19 protein-coding genes are annotated in these 17,692 nt (G+C 72.9%); 5 read left to right on the forward strand and 14 right to left on the reverse strand.

What is annotated here, in order from left to right:
* Position 1 precedes the first annotated feature (1 nt).
* Entirely contained in the window at positions 2-985 is a 984-nt protein-coding gene (locus IE247_RS00530; RefSeq protein WP_190120815.1) for a serine/threonine dehydratase, read from the forward strand.
* Here the strand turns inward: IE247_RS00530 and IE247_RS00535 are convergent.
* The 3 genes from IE247_RS00535 to wrbA form a co-directional block, all read right to left on the reverse strand.
* Positions 982-1,566 (reverse strand): hypothetical protein, encoded by a 585-nt coding sequence (locus tag IE247_RS00535; protein ID WP_190120816.1) that lies wholly within the window; start codon positions 1,564-1,566, stop codon positions 982-984. The two genes, IE247_RS00530 and IE247_RS00535, sit on opposite strands and share 4 nt — an antisense overlap.
* Positions 1,567-1,684: 118 nt before the next feature.
* Entirely contained in the window at positions 1,685-2,275 is a 591-nt protein-coding gene (locus IE247_RS00540; protein ID WP_190120817.1) for a hypothetical protein, read from the reverse strand.
* Positions 2,276-2,353: 78 nt separating this feature from the next.
* Complete coding sequence (wrbA, locus tag IE247_RS00545) at positions 2,354-2,965, reverse strand: NAD(P)H:quinone oxidoreductase (protein WP_190120818.1); 612 nt, start codon at positions 2,963-2,965, stop codon at positions 2,354-2,356.
* A 300-nt stretch (positions 2,966-3,265) separates the two neighbouring features.
* Here wrbA and IE247_RS00550 point away from each other — a divergent pair, with 300 nt between their 5' ends.
* Positions 3,266-3,886: a TetR/AcrR family transcriptional regulator gene (locus tag IE247_RS00550; RefSeq protein ID WP_190120819.1), complete on the forward strand. Its 621-nt coding sequence runs from the start codon at positions 3,266-3,268 to the stop codon at positions 3,884-3,886.
* Positions 3,887-3,967: 81 nt separating this feature from the next.
* On the opposite strand, the gene IE247_RS00555 is transcribed toward IE247_RS00550, so the two are convergent.
* The 9 genes from IE247_RS00555 to IE247_RS00595 form a co-directional block, all read right to left on the reverse strand.
* Entirely contained in the window at positions 3,968-4,408 is a 441-nt protein-coding gene (locus IE247_RS00555) for an RNHCP domain-containing protein (protein WP_190120820.1), read from the reverse strand.
* 46 nt (positions 4,409-4,454) lie between these two features.
* Entirely contained in the window at positions 4,455-4,793 is a 339-nt protein-coding gene (locus IE247_RS00560) for an RNHCP domain-containing protein (RefSeq protein WP_190121362.1), read from the reverse strand.
* A gap of 438 nt (positions 4,794-5,231) precedes the next feature.
* A complete protein-coding gene (mnhG, locus tag IE247_RS00565; protein ID WP_190120821.1) occupies positions 5,232-5,606 on the reverse strand; it encodes a monovalent cation/H(+) antiporter subunit G in 375 nt (124 codons plus the stop codon).
* A complete protein-coding gene (locus tag IE247_RS00570) occupies positions 5,603-5,941 on the reverse strand; it encodes an MrpF/PhaF family protein (RefSeq protein WP_190120822.1) in 339 nt (112 codons plus the stop codon). Before IE247_RS00570 ends, mnhG begins: the two co-directional genes overlap by 4 nt.
* Positions 5,938-6,534: a Na+/H+ antiporter subunit E gene (locus IE247_RS00575; RefSeq protein WP_190120823.1), complete on the reverse strand. Its 597-nt coding sequence runs from the start codon at positions 6,532-6,534 to the stop codon at positions 5,938-5,940. The genes IE247_RS00570 and IE247_RS00575 overlap by 4 nt, the downstream gene beginning before the upstream one ends.
* Positions 6,531-8,252 carry a Na+/H+ antiporter subunit D gene (locus IE247_RS00580; RefSeq protein ID WP_190120824.1) on the reverse strand — a complete coding sequence of 574 codons (1,722 nt, stop codon included), beginning with the start codon at positions 8,250-8,252 and terminating at the stop codon, positions 6,531-6,533. Before IE247_RS00580 ends, IE247_RS00575 begins: the two co-directional genes overlap by 4 nt.
* Positions 8,249-8,857, reverse strand: coding sequence for a Na(+)/H(+) antiporter subunit C (locus IE247_RS00585; protein ID WP_190120825.1), 609 nt, complete (start codon positions 8,855-8,857; stop codon positions 8,249-8,251). Before IE247_RS00585 ends, IE247_RS00580 begins: the two co-directional genes overlap by 4 nt.
* Positions 8,854-11,793: a Na+/H+ antiporter subunit A gene (locus IE247_RS00590; protein ID WP_190120826.1), complete on the reverse strand. Its 2,940-nt coding sequence runs from the start codon at positions 11,791-11,793 to the stop codon at positions 8,854-8,856. The genes IE247_RS00585 and IE247_RS00590 overlap by 4 nt, the downstream gene beginning before the upstream one ends.
* A 176-nt stretch (positions 11,794-11,969) precedes the next feature.
* On the reverse strand, positions 11,970-12,476 hold the full coding sequence (locus IE247_RS00595; protein ID WP_190120827.1) for a MarR family winged helix-turn-helix transcriptional regulator: 507 nt from the start codon (positions 12,474-12,476) through the stop codon (positions 11,970-11,972).
* Between the two features lie 204 nt (positions 12,477-12,680).
* On the opposite strand from IE247_RS00595, the gene IE247_RS00600 reads away from it, so the two are divergent.
* Positions 12,681-14,267 carry a DHA2 family efflux MFS transporter permease subunit gene (locus IE247_RS00600; RefSeq protein WP_229868543.1) on the forward strand — a complete coding sequence of 529 codons (1,587 nt, stop codon included), beginning with the start codon at positions 12,681-12,683 and terminating at the stop codon, positions 14,265-14,267.
* A gap of 35 nt (positions 14,268-14,302) precedes the next feature.
* On the opposite strand, the gene IE247_RS00605 is transcribed toward IE247_RS00600, so the two are convergent.
* Positions 14,303-14,953: a MerR family transcriptional regulator gene (locus IE247_RS00605; RefSeq protein ID WP_190121363.1), complete on the reverse strand. Its 651-nt coding sequence runs from the start codon at positions 14,951-14,953 to the stop codon at positions 14,303-14,305.
* A gap of 92 nt (positions 14,954-15,045) precedes the next feature.
* Between IE247_RS00605 and IE247_RS00610 the strand changes: the two genes are divergently transcribed.
* Positions 15,046-15,471, forward strand: coding sequence for a DUF3291 domain-containing protein (locus IE247_RS00610; RefSeq protein WP_190120829.1), 426 nt, complete (start codon positions 15,046-15,048; stop codon positions 15,469-15,471).
* 110 nt (positions 15,472-15,581) lie between these two features.
* Positions 15,582-17,144, forward strand: a complete 1,563-nt coding sequence (locus IE247_RS00615; RefSeq protein WP_190120830.1) for an MFS transporter — start codon at positions 15,582-15,584, stop codon at positions 17,142-17,144.
* Here IE247_RS00615 and IE247_RS00620 read toward each other — a convergent pair.
* Positions 17,072-17,692 (reverse strand): CE1759 family FMN reductase, encoded by a 621-nt coding sequence (locus tag IE247_RS00620; RefSeq protein ID WP_190120831.1) that lies wholly within the window; start codon positions 17,690-17,692, stop codon positions 17,072-17,074. The genes IE247_RS00615 and IE247_RS00620 overlap by 73 nt on opposite strands.

Here is a 17,692-nt window from a genome sequence, read left to right on the forward strand (position 1 = left end):
CATGCCCGATCTCACTCACGGAGATGTCGAAGCGGCGGCCGGGCGGGTGCTGGGCCGGGTCAGGCCCGTCGCGGTGTCGCCGCTGGACCCCTCCGCCTCAGGCGAGCCCTCGGGGATCTGGCTGGCACTGGAGTACATGCAGCACACCGGCAGCTTCAAGGCGCGCGGCGCGGTGAACTTCCTGCGCGCGCACCAGGAGGGCGGCACCCTCCCCGAGGCCGGGGTCACCATCGCCTCCGGCGGCAACGCCGGGCTGGCCATGGCCTGGGCGGCGCGGGCCATGGGCGTACGGGCCACGGTCTTCCTCCCGGCGACCGCGCCCGGGGTCAAGGTGGCCCGGCTGAAGGGGTACGAGGCGTCCGTGCGGCTGATCGAGGGGGAGTACGCCGACGCCGCCGAGGCGTGCGCCCAGTACGCCGCGCTGACCGGGGCGCTGCCCGGTCACGCCTACGACGACCCCTTCGTGGCCGCCGGGGCCGGGACGCTGCTGGAGGAGCTGCGGACGCGGATCCCGGGGCTTGACACGGTGATCGTCGCCGTCGGCGGCGGCGGGCTGTTCGCCGGGGTGGCCACCGCCGCGCACCATCACGGCATCCGCACGGTCGCCGTAGAGCCGGAGAACAGCCGGGCGCTGAACGCCGCCCTGCTGGCAGGCGCGCCGGTCGATGTCACCGTCGACAGCATCGCCAACGACGCGCTCGGCGCGCGCCGCGCCTCCGGCACGGCGGTGGAGGTCGCCCTGCGGACCGGATCGCGCTCCTTGCTGGTGCCCGACTCGGCGATCGCCGCCGCGCGGCAGACGCTCTGGGACCAGCGCCGGATCGTCACCGAGCTGAGCGGCGCGACCGCGCTGGCCGCGCTGCCCCTGGCGGAGGGCGGCGGGGGGTACGAGCCGGGGCCGGGCGAGCAGGTGGCCGTGGTGCTCTGCGGCGCGAACACCGACCCTTCGGACCTGATCGCCGGGGCCGGATCCGGCACGGTCTAGGGACCGGAGCCAGGACCGGGGCCGATCACCACGGTGCCGGGGCCGGGGCCGGCGAGTGCCTCGTCGACGGCGGGCGCGAGGTGGACGGTGACAAGATTGCCGAGATCCCGGGAGAGCAGGGCGGCCAGCGCGTCGAGCCGGGCGGGCCAGTCGGCGGGAGCGCCGTCGGGGGCGACGGCCACGATCTCCAGCAGGTCGGCGGGGTGGGCGGCGGTGCCGTCGGCGACCTTGCCCCGGACGGCGAGCAGCGCGGGCGGCGGCGCGAGGCCCTCGGCGGCCCGCCGCCGCACCTCGTCCACCAGCCGCCCGCGCAGATCCGCGAGCTGCCCCACCGCGTCCCACACGATGTGCCCCTCGACCACGCGCACGTCCTCGCCGCGTCGGCGCGGCTCGACCATGCCCAGCAGACCGAGCCGGAAAAGCACGCTCTCCAGCTGGGTGGCGGCCACCGAGGACTCCCGGGCCAGCTCCGGCACGCTCAGGGCGGTGCCGCCCGCCGTCTCACGATGGGCGGAGAGGGCGGTCACCGTACGGCCGGAAGCGCCCGGGAAGAGGGCGGTGAGCGGGCTGTCGAAGTTCACGGAGGTCCTCGGTGGGAGTGCTGCGTACGGGTGCCCCGCCGGCCTCGCCAGGTGATGTTGGGCATCGACGCGGGCCGGCGGGGAGTTCTCCGCGCCCGTGACCGGGCGGGCCAGCCCCTCAGGGGCCTGCGGCCATCGCGTGCGCGCCGCCCAGCAGCGCGTCGAAGGCGTCGAGCAGCTCCCGGAGCGGGGTCTCGCCCCAGGAGGTGAGCGCCAGGGCCGTCGCGAACACGGCCCCCGCGTGCAGACCGCCGGAGCCGTCGGGGCCGCCGGAACCGCCAGGGCCGTCGGGGCCGTCGGGGCCGTCGCTCATGAGCGTCCGCAGCGGCCCCTGGTCGCCGCCCGCCCAGGCGCGTACGGCCCGCGAGAGCGCGGGCCGGTGCCGGGCCGGGGCCGCCTCGGTGATCCGTTCGGCGGTACGCACCACATCGGCCGGGGCGAACGCGCGGGGCGCGGACATCACCGTGCCGACGACGACGCCCAGCATCTCGCAGAGCACCGCGCGCAGTTCGGTCCGCGCGGCCGGGCCGAGTCCGCCGAGGACCGAGGAGACGGCCGGGGCGTCCTCGCGGGCGTACGCCCGCACCAGCGCCACGCCCCGGTGCGCGGCCTCGCGCCGGAGCGCCGCCCCCGGCTCGGCGGCGCGGCGGCCGTCGGGCCCGGGCGGGCGGCCGTCGGCCGCCGGGCGGCTTTCAGGAACGCGACGCAAGGCCGTACCCCTTCCTCTGGAGACTCCCCGATTCTCGGACTTCAAGTCGACTTGAAGTCAAGCGCCCGGCCGGAAGGGTCAGCCCTGAAGCCGGGCGGTGATGGTCGCGAGGCGCTGTCCCTGGTAGCGGGCGGCGTCCAGGATGTTCTCGCCGGGCAGATCGCCGGCGCCGGAGGCGTGGGCGGTGCCGTACGGGTTGCCGGTGGCCGCGTAGACGCTCTGGTCGGTGTAGCCGGGCGGCACGATGAGCGAGCCCCAGTGGTAGAAGGTGTTGTAGAGGGCCAGCAGGGTCGACTCATTGCCACCGTGCAGGTTGGAGGCGCTGGCGAAGGCGCTGGCGGGCTTGTCGGCGAAGACGCCGCGCTGCCAGAGGCCGCCCGTGCCGTCGATGAACTGCTTGAGCTGCGACGCGACATTGCCGAAGCGGGTCGGCGTGCCAAAGGCGTAGGCGTCGGCCCACTCCAGGTCCTCGTGGGACGCGATCTCGACGTCCTTGGCGGCGTCGACATGGGCGCGCCAGGCCGGGTTGGAGTCGATGGCGGCGTCGGGGGCCAGCTCGGTCACCCGGCGCAGCCGGACCTCGGCCCCCGCCTTCTCCGCGCCTTCCGCGACGGCCTGGGCGAGGTGGTGCACGCTCCCGGTCGACGAGTAGTAGATGACGGCGATCTTGGGGGATACGGCGGCGGTCATGACGGCCCTCTCTGCAACGACGCACAAGAATGGAAACGGATAGCTATCCGCTTCAGTGAAGGTACGTGATTCAATGAAGCCTTGGCAAGCGGCAACCGGATACTTATCCGTTAGTCTTGTACCCGGAGAAACCCACCAAAGCGCCCCGAGCCAGGCAGCACGCCGGGCGGCCGAACGAACAGAACGGAGCCCCTGTTCGTGCACCCTTCCGAGCCCGGGCCTGAGCCCTGTCCGCCCGATTCAGCCCCTCCGGGCGTCCGCTCGTCCGGCGCCGACGGTCACCGCGCCGACGGCCGTCGCGTGGACGTCGCGATCATCGGCCACTCGCTCCTGGGCGGCCCCGACCCCGCGCCCGCCGCCCCCCGCGCCGACGCCGTGCACAACCGCCGCAAGATCCTGGACGCGGCCGCCCGCATCGTGGCCGACGAGGGCCCCGAGGCCCTCACCATGAACGCGGTCGCCCGCGCCTCCGGCGTCGGGGTGGGCACCGTCTACCGGCGCTTCGGCGATGTGGCCCAGCTCTTCGCGGCCCTCCTGGACGAGCGGGAGCGGCAGTTCCAGACGGCGTTCATGGCCGGGCCGCCGCCGCTCGGGCCCGGCGCCCCGCCCGGGGAGCGGCTGCGCGCCTTCCTCCACGCGATGGTGGACCGCGTCGTCGAACAGCGGGAGCTGCTGCTCGCCGGGGAGAGCGCCTCCCCCGTCGGCCACTACGACCACGACGCCCATCTGGCCCGGCACACCCATGTGACGATGCTCGTCCGTCTCCTCCGCCCCTCGGCCGACGCCGCGCTGACGGCGCATCTGCTGCTCGCGCCGACCGCCGCCGGCCTGATCACCCATCTCACCCTCGGCAGGGGCCGGAGCCCGCAGCAGCTCAAGGACGGGCTGGACACCCTGCTCGACGGGGTGCTGAGCGGCTGACGCCTCGCCGGCGGGACGGTACGCCGACGGGGCGTCGCGCCGCGCGGCGAACACGCGGCACGACGCCCCGGCGGGAGCGGCTCAGAGCGCCAGCAGGGCGCGTACAGGAACGCTGGAGTCGGCCAGCGGCCGTATCGCGATCCGTACCAGGGCCAGGGCGTTGTCGTCCCCGGCGATCCGGTTGGCGCTCAGCTCCCCGCAGGAGAGACAGGAGTGGATGATCATCCACTCGCCGTCCTCCCGTACTGACATGCTCAGCGCGGTCATCCGCCCCCGGCACGCCGAGTCGCGGTCGCCCGGCACCCGCCGGTCGACATGGAGACTGGCGAGACAGTTCGGGCAGTGATTGCGGTGGGCGGTGCCGGGCGCGGCCAGCGGCACATCGAGCCGGCAGCCGACGCAGCGGAACGCGTCCCCCGCCTCGCCGCCCCGGCCGTGCAGCACGTCCTTGTGCCGCTGGGGCCGGGTGGATCCCCGCCGTCCGTGACGGTGGTTGTCGTCGCTCTTCTTCTTTCGTGGCACGGCCGTCTCTCCTCCGTCCTTTCCGTTCCGTCCTTCTTCCGCCGTCTCACATGTCCCCGAAGACTTCGAGCGGGAAGGGCGGCTGGGCCAGCGGCCGGACGGCCATGCGCATCAGGATGAGCTGGTTGTCGTCGGCGCAGACGGGACTGGAGGTGAGTTCGTCGCAGCGGGTGCAGCGGTGCACCACCATCCAGTCGCCGTTTCTGAGCACGGCGATGGAGATGGGCGTCATCCGCGACCGGCAGTCGGAGGGGCCGCCCTCGACATGGTCGTGGATGTGCTGGGAGTGCAGACAACTGGGGCAGTGGTTGCGGTGGGACCCGTCGGGCCCGAGGGTGGCCACGGTCAGTCCGCAGCGTACGCAGGTGAATGTGCTGGTGCGCAGCGCCGGGCTGGGGTCGGCGACCGGTCCGGTCGGGGAGAGGCGGTGATGAAGGTTCGGCTTGTCGATGGACACTCGGATGGCTCCTTGCTGGGGCTTGTCGCATGGGCAGCAAGAGGAGGCCGAGCGGTCTTCGGCGAGGCGTTGGCCGGTGGCGTCCGGGCGGCAGGGCACGGCCGCGCACCGTCGTACGTCCGACGTCGGTGACGTGAGCTCAGATCAGTTCAGGCCAAAGAAGGCGGGCTGACACCCAAAAGGTCAGGGTCAGCGGCCGGACGGTCGGACGGTTCGCCGAGAGGGGCTCGGCGCGGGCCGGGGCATACATCACTGCTTTCCAGGGCTCGACCGAGCCCGGTGAGGTCCATCGGGGGGACACCGGTGAAGGCGGCGGCCAACGTAACAACAGTCCGCCGGGCCGCACCACCGAATTACGGCTCGCCGTCATCGCGGCTCCCCGTCCGCCGGGGGCCGGCCGCTCAGCTGCTCGTCCAGCTCGTCGAAGAGCAGCCCCTCCCGGCCCACATGGCCGGTGCGATAGGCGACCCGGGCCACCAGATGGGCGGCGACCGGGCCGGTCAGGAGCTGGAAGAAGCCGATGAGCCCGAGCGTCCCGAGGTCGATGCCGCTGCGGAGCCGCAGCGCCACCCCGGCGAGCACCAGCAGCATGCCGAGCGACTGGGGGTTGGTGGCGGCGTGGCCCCGGGAGAGCACATCGGGCAGCCGCAGCATGCCGATCGCGCCCAGCAGGCTGACCGCCGCGCCGAGGAGGAGGAGCACCGCTCCGGCGGTGTCGGCGGTCTGCTCCCAGCCGCTCACCGGCGCTCATCCCGTACGCCCGGCCCCGACCCCGTACCCGTGGGGCTGTCCGGGGCGCGGTCGCGGACCGCGATGAAGCGGGCGATGCCGACCGAGCCGGTGAACCCGAGGAACGCCACCACCAGCATGATCGGGAAGTAGTAGGCGTCCCGGGTGAAGGCGGACCGCACCCCGATCCCCGCGATCATGAGCGCGGCGAAGACATCGAGGGCCATCGCCCGGTCCAGCATCGAGGGGCCGCGCCAGATGCGGTAGAGCACCAGCGCCCCCGCGACGACGATCATCACCGCCGCCGTCGTCAGCAGCGCCTGGTCCACGGTCTCGGCGGCGCTCATCGCCCGCCCCCCTCGGGGCGCGGCGCACGGCTGACGCGGGCGATCTCGTCCCGGTCACCGAAGGCCCGTACGGTCAGCTCCTCCATCCGCCACACCGAGCGCCGGGCGCGGTCCGCCGCGTCCGGGTCGTCGGCCTCCAGGATGTGGACGAAGAGGGTGGCGTTGGAGCGGCGCACCTCCACCACCGATCCGTCGGGGACGTTGGAGACGGCGACCGCCGTCGCGGTGAGCATCAGATCGCTGCGGCAGCGCAGCGGGACCGCGAGCACGGCCGCCCGGTAGGGCCTGCTGTCGAACATCTGCCGGGAGACCTTCAGCCCGGAGGTGTACATGTCCCACAGCAGATGGACCACCAGCCGGGCGATGCCCAGCGGATGGAGCCGCAGCCCCAGATCGACCGAGGGCAGCGGGAAGAGCAGGCAGAGGACCACGGCCACCGCGAACCCGGTGATGACATTGGCCCAGCTGAGATTGCCCCACAGCAGCACCCAGACGACGGCGAGCCAGGTGATCAGCGGCAGCTCCAGCACCCGGCCGTGCCCCACCGCACAGCTGAGCGGGGGCAGTTCCGGATCACGGAACTTCAATGTCATCGGCCGAGCACCGCCTCGATGTAGGGGGAACGTTCCAGGAGTTCGGCCGCCGCCCGGTCGGTGAGCGAGGTGAAGGGGTCGCCCAGCACGGTGTACGCGAGCGAGAGCAGCACCAGGGCCGCCGTCGCCCAGGTCATGGTGGCCGGCAGCCGGTCGGTGGTGGTCGTGATGGTCCGGCCGAAGAGGGTCGCGGTCACGGCCTGTCCGGCGGGCCGCCCCCGGCTCCTTTCCCTTTCCCTTTCCCTTTCCCTTTCCCTTTCCCTTTCCCGGTCCCGGTCCCGATCCGCGTCCCGGTCGCGGTCGCCACCCGCCTCCCGGTGCACATCGCCCGTCTCGTCGCCGCAGTCGTCGTGGGTGTCCCGTTCCTCCAGGACCGTGCCCCGGGCGGGCTCCTCCGGCGGCGCGGTCCGCCAGAAGGCGAGGTTCCAGACCTTGGCCATGACGTACAGCGTGATCAGACTGGTCAGGGACGCGGCGGCGACCAGGGTGTACGACCAGCCGTCGGCCGTGGCGACACCGGCCCGCAGCAGCTGGAGCTTGCCGATGAAGCCCGACATCGGCGGGATCCCGGCGAGGTTCAGCGCGGGCAGGAAGAAGAGCACCGCGAGCGCCGGGGCCGCCCGGGCGAGACCGCCGACCCGGGTCAGCTCGGTGGTCCCGGCGCGCCGCTCGATCAGCCCGGCGACCAGGAACAGGGCGGTCTGCACGGTGATGTGGTGGACGACGTAGACGATCGCGCCGCCGATCCCGTCGCGGGTGCCGAGTCCGATGCCGAAGACCATGTACCCGATGTGGCTGATCAGTACGAAGGAGAGCAGCCGCTTCAGATCGGTCTGGGCCACCGCCCCGAGCACCCCCACCAGCAGCGAGGCCAGGGCGGCGGCGAGCAGCAGATGCCCCAGCCGGTTGCCGGGGAAGAGGAGGGTCTCGGTGCGGAGCATGCAGTACACGCCGACCTTGGTGAGCAGTCCGGCGAAGACGGCCGTCACCGGGGCGGGCGCGGTGGGGTACGAGTCGGGCAGCCAGGCCGCCAGCGGGAAGACGGCCGCCTTGACCGCGAACACGGTCAGCAGCGCGGCCTCCAGCAGGGTGCGTACGCCGACGGGCAGTTCCGCCAGCCGCAGGGCGAGCTGCGCGAAGTTGACCGTGCCGGCCGCCGCGTAGGTCAGGGCGACGGCGGTGAAGAAGATCATGGACGAGATCAGCGAGACGACGACATAGGTCGAACCGGCCCGCAGCCGGGAGGCGGTGCCGCCGAGGGTGAGCAGGACGAAGCTGGAGACCAGCATGATCTCAAAGCCGACGTACAGATTGACCAGGTCACCGGCGAGGAAGATGCACGAGACCCCGGACACCAGCACCAGATAGGCCGGGTGGAAGACGGCGATCGGGGTGCGGTCGTCCCGGTCGGCCATGCCCTGGCCGAGGGAGTACACCAGTACGCACAGGGTCACGGCCGACGAGACGGTCAGCATCAGCGCCGACAGCCGGTCCGCGACCAGGGTGATGCCCAGCGGCGGCGCGAAGTCCCCGAGGTGGACGGCGAGCGGGCCGCCGGTGTCGGCGGCGATCAGCAGGGTCACGGAGAGCGCGAGCACGGCGGAGAGCACCACCACGCTGACGATCCGCTGGCCGCGCGGAAAGCGGATTCCCAGGGTCAGCCCGAAGCCGGTCGCGAGCAGCGGGAGCAGCACGGGCAGCGGTACGAGAGCGTTCATCCGGAACCTTTCTCACCCGGCCCCGGGGGGACGGACGGACCGGCCGCGCGGTCCTCCGGGTCCTCGCCCAGGATGTCGTCCCACAGATCGCCGGAGGCGTCGCGCGCCCTGGCCTGGAGTGCCCGGTCCTCGCGGAGCACGGCGCGCAGCCGGCGGCGCTCGGAGCGGTATTCGGCGAGGTCCCCCTCGGGTCCCCGGCCTCGGGGCCCGTGCCGCTCGCGCAGGGCGGCCCGCTGCTCCTGGACCTCCGCGCGGAGCGCGACCCGGCGGTCCTCGATGTCGTCCTGGACCTCGTCACTGCCGCTGACGCGCTGGCTGCGGTACGCCATGGCCAGCAGGAACGCCGTGGTGGCGAGGGTGATGACGATGGCGGTGAGCGCGATCGCCTGGGGCAGCGGATCGGTGACCCGGGACAGCTCCACCCCCGGGTAGAGCAGCGGTGCGAGCCCGGCCGCGCCGCCCGCGCCCAGCATCAGCAGATTGATCCCGTTACCGAGGATCACCGCGCCGATCAGGATCCGGCTGAGCGCGCGCATCAGCAGCAGCACCCCGCCGACCGCGCAGAGCACCCCGGCGGTCACCAGCAGACTGAGGCTGACGGTCACCGGCCCGCCCCCCGGCCCGCGGCTTCGCGCTCGGCGGCCTCGCGCTCGATCTGGCGGTCGACCCGGGCCCCGAGCGCCCGCACGATGTCCAGCACCACGCCGAGCACCAGCAGATAGACCCCGAGGTCGAAGAGGACCGGCGTACCGAGGTGGACCTCGCCGAAGACCGGCCAGTGCCCCTCGTACGACAGGGCGCGCAGCGCGGTCCCGTCGACGAGTCCGAGCAGCGCGACGCCCGTGGAGAGGAAGAGCCCGAGGCCGGTGAAGAGCCCGGGGTGGCCGGGGGCCGCCTCGCCGAGTTCGTACCGTCCGCCCGCGAGATAGCGCGCGGTCATCGCGACGCCCGCCACCAGTCCGCCGACGAAGCCGCCGCCGGGCAGATTCTCCGCGCAGAACAGCAGATAGACGGAGAGGACGAGGATCGGGTGGAAGACCAGCCGGGCCACCACCTCGAAGACCACCGAGCGGTGCTCGGGGGCGAGGGTGCGCCCGGCGGCGAGCCAGGTGCGCTCGGGCGCGGTGTCGTCGGCGGCGGCGGTGGGTACGGGGGTGCGGGCGCCGGATCCGAAGGACCAGGCGGTACGGCCGCCCGGGGGCACGGCCGGGGCGGGCATCCGGGGCGCGGTGGCCGCCTCGCCCACGAGGTCGTCGGGGGAGCCGGTCCGGCGGTGGAAGTAGATCAGGCTGGTCACGCCCACGGCGGCGACGGCGAGCACGGCCGACTCGCCCAGGGTGTCCCAGGCCCGGTACTCGACCAGGATCGTCGCCACCACGTCCTTCACCCCGTGGTGCGCGGTCTCGTACACCAGTGCCCGGCCCGCAGGATCGGCGTGCCGGGCGGCGGCCACCACCCAGAGCACGAACGAGACGCCTGCGGCCACCGCGAGCGCCAGCGGCACCCGCACCATCAGCCGCCAGCGGCTGATCGTCTCCTGGAAGTACACCGGCATCCGCCGCATGACCAGCACGAACACCAGCAGGGACACCGTCTCCACACAGAATTGGGTGAGCGCCAGATCGGGCGCGCCGTGCACCACGAAGAGCAGGGCGGTGCCGTAGCCGGTCATCCCCGCCATCACCACGGCCTTCATCCGGCGGTGCACCTGGAGACAGAGCAGCGCCGCCAGACAGGTGAGCAGGGCGATCGCGCCCTGGACGGGCGAGTCCCACAGCCGGGGCGGCGGCGCGCCGTGCCAGGGCCGGTCCACGGCGAGGACGGCGAGCTGTCCGACGAGCAGCACCAGCAGCACGGTGGCCAGATAGACGGAGAGCGAACCGCGCTGGAAGAAACCGGTCACCTGGAGCGCGAGGCGCTCCAGCCCCAGCAGCCCCAGGCCGAAGACCCGGTCGGCGGTCGGCCACGCCACCCGGCGGGAGAATCTGATCACCGGCCCGCGCGCCAGGAACAGTGCGAGGCCGCCCGCCCACGCGGCTCCCGAGAACAGCAGCGCGAGGCCGAGTCCGTGCCAGAGCGAGAGCCGGTACGGGTGCGCGGGGGCCGGGAAGGCGTCGGCGTACGCCCCCAGCAGGCCGTTCAGCCACACCACACCGGGCCCCAGGAGGACACAGCCCGCCGCGAGCAGCGCGGGCGGCGCGAGGAACGCCGGTCCCACGCGGTGCACGGGGATGTCCGCGAGGCCGGGCTTACGGGCGAACGCCCCCCACAGAAAGCGCAGGGTGTACGCGGCGGTCAGCGCCGAACCCACGACGCAGCAGGCCAGCGCCCACCTTTGTGCCGTACCGCCGTGCTCCAGCGCGGTGAAGGCCGCCTCCTTGGCGGCGAAGCCGAGCAGCGGCGGCAGGCCCGCCATCGACGCCCCGGCGACGGCGGCGACCGCCGCGACCTGGGGCAGGGACCGTCCGACGCCGGAGAGTTCGCGCAGGTCGCGGGTGCCCGTCGCGTGGTCGACGATCCCGGTGACGAGGAAGAGCGGGGCCTTGAAGAGCGCGTGCGCGAGGATCATCGCGGCGGCGGCCAGCGCGGTGTCCCGGGTGCCGGACCCGGCGAGCACGGTGAGGAAGCCGAGCTGGCTGACGGTGCCGTAGGCGAGCACCAGCTTGAGGTCGTTGAGCCGTAGCGCCCGCCAGCCGCCGAGCAGCATGGTCAGCGCCCCGAGGACCAGCAGTATCGGCCGCCAGGGCGGGGCGTCGGCGAAGGCGGGGGCGAGCCGGGCGATGAGATAGACGCCCGCCTTCACCATCGCGGCGGCGTGCAGATAGGCGCTCACGGGCGTCGGCGCGGCCATCGCGTTGGGCAGCCAGAGGCTGAACGGCCAGATCGCCGACTTCGACAGGGCCCCCAGCAGGACGAGCACGACGGCGACCGAGACGGTGGTGGAGGGCGCGGGCGGGTCGGCGACCAGGGCGGAGATCCGGTAGGTGCCCGCCGCCCGTCCCAGCATCAGAAAGCCGACGAGCATCGCCAGCCCGCCGAGGGTGGTGACGGTCAGCGCCTGGAGCGCCGAGCGGCGGTTCTGTTTGCGCTCGCTGCCGTGGCCGATGAGCAGATAGGAGAAGACCGTGGTCAGCTCCCAGAACACATAGAGCAGCACCAGATCGTCGGCGAGCACCAGTCCGAGCATCGCCCCGGCGAAGGCCAGCAGATTGCCGGCGAACCGGCCGAGCAGCGGGTCCCCGGCGGAGAAGTACCGTACGCAGTAGAGCAGCACCAGCGCGCCGACCCCGGCCGCGAGCAGCGTCATCAGCAGCGACAGCGCGTCCAGCCGGAGCGCGAGCCAGACTCCGTACTCCGGCAGCCACGCCAGCGACCAGCTCACCGAGGAGCCGGCGGCAGCGCCGCTCCAGTGGGCGAGGGCCCAGGCCAGAGCGGCGGCGGGCGGCAGCGCCAGCACGGCGAAGGCGCGGGTGCCCAGCCGCTTGACCAGCGGTCCCGCGCAGGCGGCGAGCAGGAAGTGACAGAGGATCAGCGCGGCCATGCGGCCCCGGACATCGGCCCGCCGCCGTCGGCGGCCACCAAGCAGAGCACACGCACAGAAGGCACGGAGACATTGCTATAAGCACCCGGGCCGCTTCCCCCTCCGGCGCGCCGACGAGCCGCCATCCGGAGCCGAGGTCGACCCCCGCCGGCCCAGTACGCACCTGTACGGGGGGCTCAGCCGCCGGAGCGGGGTCCGCCGTCCCGGTACTCGTCCGCGAGCAGGTCGTCCATGGTCGTACGGAGACGGGCGACGAGCTCCTCGAACTCCCTCAGCCGCTCGGGCGGGTACCGCGCCGTCACGGCGGCCATGCGCTCGGCGTACGGCGCGAAGAACTCCTCGGCCCGGGGCCTCACATGGGGGCTGCTGCGCAGGGTGACGATCCGGCGGTCGGTCTCCTCACGGGTGCGTACGACATGTCCGGCCGCTTCGAGACGGTTGACCAGCGCGGTCGTCGCACCCGACGACAGGGACACCCGCTCGCTGAGCCGGGCGGGCGAGAGCGGGCGGCCCTTGTCCTCCGCGTACAGGATCTCCGCCAGGGCGGCGGCGTCCGTGGAGTGGAGCCCGAGCCAGGAGGCGAAGCGCCGGGTGAACTCGGTGTAGTGGGCGCCGAAGGACCGCAGCCCCTCCATGAGGCCCTCGTACCGAGCCGCGAGCTCCCCGGACTCCGGTGTCTCCATCGCCGTGCCGCCCTGCCTTCCGGTCTGCGCGGGTGACTCGCTCCACCGCGCGGTTTGACAACCTATCGCAAGCAATTTACCTTCACCGCAAAGATACTTCACCATGGAGGTAACTTGTCCGGCGAACCTCTCCTCTCCCCTTCCCCCTCCCCTTCACCGACCTCCCCCTCACCGACACCGTCGGCGCGCCACTGGCTCGGCCTCATCGCCGTCTCCCTGGGCGTGGCGCTGATCGTCGTGGACATCACCATCGTCAATGTGATCCTCGCGCCGATCATCGAGGACCTCTCGATCGACTCGGTCGAGGCCCAGTGGATCCAGGAGTCCTACGCGATCGTCTTCGCCGCGCTGGTCCTGCTCACCGGACGCCTCTCCGATCTGCACGGCGCGCGCAAGATCTTCCTCATCGGCCTCGCCGTGTTCGGCGTGACCAGCCTGCTGGCCGCGGCCGCCCCCAGCGGCGGACTGCTGATCCTCGCGCGCTTCCTCCAGGGCGTCGGCGGGGCGATGATCCTCCCGGCCTCCCTGGCGCTGGTGAACGCGACCTTCACCGGCAAGGCCCGCAACCAGGCCTTCGCCATCTGGGGTTCGACCATCGGCGCGGCGGCGGCCGTCGGCCCGCTGCTGGGCGGCAGGCTCGCGGACATCCACTGGCGGTGGGCCTTCGGCATCAACATCCCGCTGGTGGCGCTGATCGTCGTGGGCACCCTGATGTTCCTGCCCGCGTCACCGCGCGTCCGGGGCCGGGTCGACGCCGCAGGGGCCGTGCTCTCCGCGATCGGGCTCGGACTGCTCGCCTTCGGCCTGATCGAGGGGCGCGACCACGGCTGGCTCGCCACCACCGCGCCGCTGGACATCGGCGGGCTCTCCTGGCGGAGCGGCCCGTCCCCGGTCCTTGTCGCGCTGATCCTCTCGGCCCTCGCGCTGTACGCGTTCTGGCGGCGGCAGACCTCGCTCGGCCGCCGGGGCGAAGAGCCGCTGATGGACGTACGGCTCTTCTCCATCAGCTCGTTCCGCAACGGCAACCTGGTGACCCTGTTCGTCGGCCTCGGCGAGTTCGGGATCATCGCGGTACTGCCGCTCTGGCTCCAGTTCGCCCTGGACTACAGCGCGCTCCAGGCGGGGCTGGCGCTCCTCGCCCTCGCCGTGGGCAGCTTCTGCGCCAGCGGCGGAAGCTTCGCGCTGGCCGCCACCGCCTCCCCGCTGACCCAGGTGCGGCTGGGGCTCCTCCTGGAGGCCGCCGGACTGGCGATGCTGGGGCTGATAGCCGCCGCCGACAGCGCCTGGTGGCTGATCGCGCTCGCCCTGTTCGTCTACGGAGTCGGCGTCGGCTTCGCCACCGCCCAGGTCACCAATATCGTCCTCGCCGATGTGCCCGCCCACAGCGCCGGACAGGGCTCAGGCATCCAGAGCGCGGCCCGCGAACTCGGCTCCGCGCTGGGCATCGCCGTCCTCACCACCCTCTTCTTCAGCACCCTCGCCGCCTCCCTGGCCGACCGCCTCGGCGGCTCCGCCGGGCTCCCGGAGCAGGACGCCGAACAACTCAGCCGGACCGTCACGGAGAGCGCCGGGTCGGCCATCCCCCATCTCGCCGAGGACCCGGGGACCGCGCCGGTCGCGGACGCCGCCCGCGAGGCGATGACCAGCGCCCTCGAACTCTCCAGCTACATCTGCGCGGGCCTGCTGCTCCTGGCCCTCGCCGCCACCCTCTTCGTCAGGCCGCGCCCCGACGCCGGGGCCGAAGCCCGCGCCGGGGCCGGGGCCGGGGCCGGGGCCGGTCACGACGGCTGACCGACCCGGCGGGCCCGGCGACCCCGTCAGCCCGGTCAGCCCCCGTGCCTCCGCGCGGACTCGCTCTCCTGGGCGAGCCGCCGCAGCGCCAGCAGCACCGGCTCCAGCAGCACTGTCAGCACCAGGGCCCGCTCGGCCTGTTCGAGCGGGTCGTCGGCGTCCCGGAGCTGATCCAGGTCGAGCACAGCGGTCCGGCCGGCGAGTTCCGCGTACGGCAGGAGGGTCCGCCAGTCCACGTCCGCGCCGAGCGAGCGCAGGGTCGTCAGCGTCTCGGCGATGACCCGCTTGGCGGGGGCGTGCTCGGAGACCTCCCAGCCCGTACGCTCCAGCAGCTCGTCGACCTCGGCGAGCCCCTCCGCCAGGGGGTCGTCCCCGGCCTCGGCCTCGGCCTCCTTCTCGCCCTTCTCCTTGTCGACGGGACGGGCCCCGATCACCAGCCCGAGCATCTGATGCGTGTCGTCCACGTTCTCCGAGACGGCGGCGAGGATCTCCTTGGCGGTGCCGACCGACAGCCCCCGGATCCCGACCAGGGCGCGGATCAGCCGCAGCCGGCGCAGATGCTGCTCGCCGTACTCCGCCTGATTGGCCGCCGTCGGCTGCCCCGGCGGCAGCAGCCCCTCACGCAGATAGAACTTGATCGTCGCGATCGGCACCCCGCCGGTCCGGCTCAGCTCGGAGATTCGCACAGCCACCCACCCTTGACTAGATACTGGATAGCACCACACTCTATTATAGGTAGTGCAACTTCCTATTCCCTACCCGTGAGGGCGGCCACGCCATGCCCACACTGCCCTGGACACCCCTGAACCCCACCACACCCGGCACCCGTGCGTACGCGATGGCCGGCTGCTTCCAGGCGGCCACCCCGAGCCAGGTGCCCCGCTTCCTCCTGAAATCACTCGCCGCCTGGAACCAGATCAAGCACGCACCGGGCGCGATCGGCGCGTCCCTCATCGCCCAGCCCCTGGAGCGGACCTTCTACACCCTCTCGGCCTGGGAGGACCGCGACGCCCTCTACACCTACGTCAGAACCGAGCCGCACCGGAGCATCATGACCGAGCTGCGGCCGTCGACACGGAGAGCGGTCTTCACCTTCTGGGAGACACCGGTCGAGGAACTCCCGATCAGCTGGGACGAGGCCCGGCGCAGGCTGCGGGAACAGGAGTCGGCCGACCGGGCCGGGCAGATCCTCCGGCAGTACTGACCCGGCACCGCCCCCGGCACCGGGAAGACCGCCCACGGCACCGCACGGCACCGCACCGCCGCTCCCGTCACCGCGGGGGCGCCCCCGCCCACCCGAGCCAAGGACTTCTCATGCCCCAGCAGCACGCCTCCGGCGAGAGCGGCCCGGCGGACCGGACACCGGCCGCCCCCGGCCGGGCCGTACCCCTCTGGCTGACCATCGTCGCCACCGGCCTCCCGATGTTCATGGTCGCGCTCGACAACCTCGTGGTCTCCGCGGCGCTGCGCACCCTCGCCGTCGAACTCGACGCCACCACCTCCGACCTCCAGTGGTTCGTCAACGCCTATGTACTGACCTTCGCCTGCCTGCTCCTCACCGGCGCGGCGCTCGGCGACCGCTTCGGACGGCGCGGGGTCTTCATCCTCGGCATCGCCGTCTTCACCCTCTCCTCCATCGGCTGCGGCCTGGCCGACACCACCGGCGAACTCATCGCCGGACGCGCGCTCCAGGGCATCGGCGCCGCGGCCGTCATGCCGCTGTCGCTGACCCTGCTCTCGGCCGCCGTCCCCGAGCGCAGGCGCGGCCTCGCCCTCGGCATGTGGTCCGCGATCAGCGGTACGGCCGTGGCCTGCGGCCCCGTGGTCGGCGGCGCGGTGGTCGACGGGCTCGCCTGGCAGTGGATCTTCTGGGTGAACATCCCCGTCGGCATCGTGGCGATACCGCTGGCCCTGCGCGTACTCAAGGAGGGCTCCCTCCCGAACACCCGGCTCGACCTGCCCGGCATGCTCTTCGCCACCGGTGCCGTCGTCGGCCTGGTCTGGGCGATCGTCCGGGGCCCCGAGGACGGCTGGACCTCGGCCGGCGTCCTCGGCGGCTTCGCCGTCAGCGCCGCGCTGTTCGTGGTCTTCGTCGTCTGGGAGGGCCGCGCGCCCCACCCCGTGCTGCCCCTGGGCTTCTACCGGGTCCGCGCCTTCGTCCTCTGCAACATCGCCTCCGGAGCCATGTACTTCGGCGTCTTCGGCTCCATCTTCCTGCTCTCCCAGTACCTCCAGATCGCCCCGGCGCGCACCCCGCTGGAAGCCGGTGTGCTGACCCTGGCCTGGACCCTGATGCCCATGGTGATCGCCCCCGTCGCCGGCGCCCTCACCGACCGCGTCGGCGGCGGCCGTCTGATGGCCTTCGGCCTCTTCACCCAGGCCGCCGGCCTGGCCTGGATCAATCTCGCCGCCACCGACGACACCCCCTACCACCGGCTCGTGGCCGCCATGGTCCTCGGCGGCATCGGCATGGGCTTCGCCTTCGCCCCGACCGCCGCCGTCGTCCTCGGTTCCGTCTCCCCCCAGCACCAGGGCAAGGCCTCCGGAGCCAACACCACCGTCCGCGAGATCGGCGGCGCGCTCGGCATCGCCATCCTGAGCAGCGTCTTCACCCAGAACGGCAGCGACCGCAGCGCCCAGGAATTCGTCGACGGCCTCCACCCCGCCGTCTGGGTCGGCGTCGGCGTCGTCCTCCTCGGCGCGATCAGCGCCCTGTTCATCCCCCACCGCCCCACCCCGCCGCCGCCGTACCCGTCCGACAGCGGCCCCCACCCGGCGGAGGAGCCCCTCCGGCTCCCCCTCGTTCAGGAGGAGCCACTCCGCAGCATCCGCTCCATGGCGGCGACATCCTCGGTGAAGGAGTCCCGCCGCCGGTGAGGACCACAGCCCTGGACCAAGCGGGCGTAATCGGCCGCCGCACGGCCGATGCGCTCACCCAGGGCCGCGCCGCTCTCACGGGAGCCGAAGTCGTCGGTGGCCGCGTAGACCCCTCGGGGCGACACGATCGCGTGCAGATAGGAGAACATCGGCCGCAGCGCGTGTTCGAGTACGAGGGAGTGCCGCTCGGTGCCACCGGTCGCGCCGATGAGCACGGGCATGTCCGCGAGAGTGTCTTCCGGCAGCACATCGAAGAACGCCTTGAACAGCCCGCTGAAGGAGGCGTTGAACGCCGGAGTCACCGCGATGACCCCATCCGCCGCGGCCACCTTCCCGAACGCCTCCTCCAGAGGCTCGGCGGGAAAACCGCTCAGCATCGCGTCGATGATCGCGTGCCCCACCGGCCGCAGTTCGACGAACGCCGACTCGACCTCACCGCCGGCCCGCGCGAGTTCCTCCCGCACCGACGCCTCAAGCCGATCGGCCAGCATCCGCGTCGAGGACGGCTCCCTCAGCCCGGCTGTGACGACCGCGATCCTGGTGACCAT

Origin of the sequence: Streptomyces inusitatus (assembly GCF_014651115.1) — a bacterium.
Classification (GTDB): domain Bacteria; phylum Actinomycetota; class Actinomycetes; order Streptomycetales; family Streptomycetaceae; genus Streptomyces; species Streptomyces amakusaensis.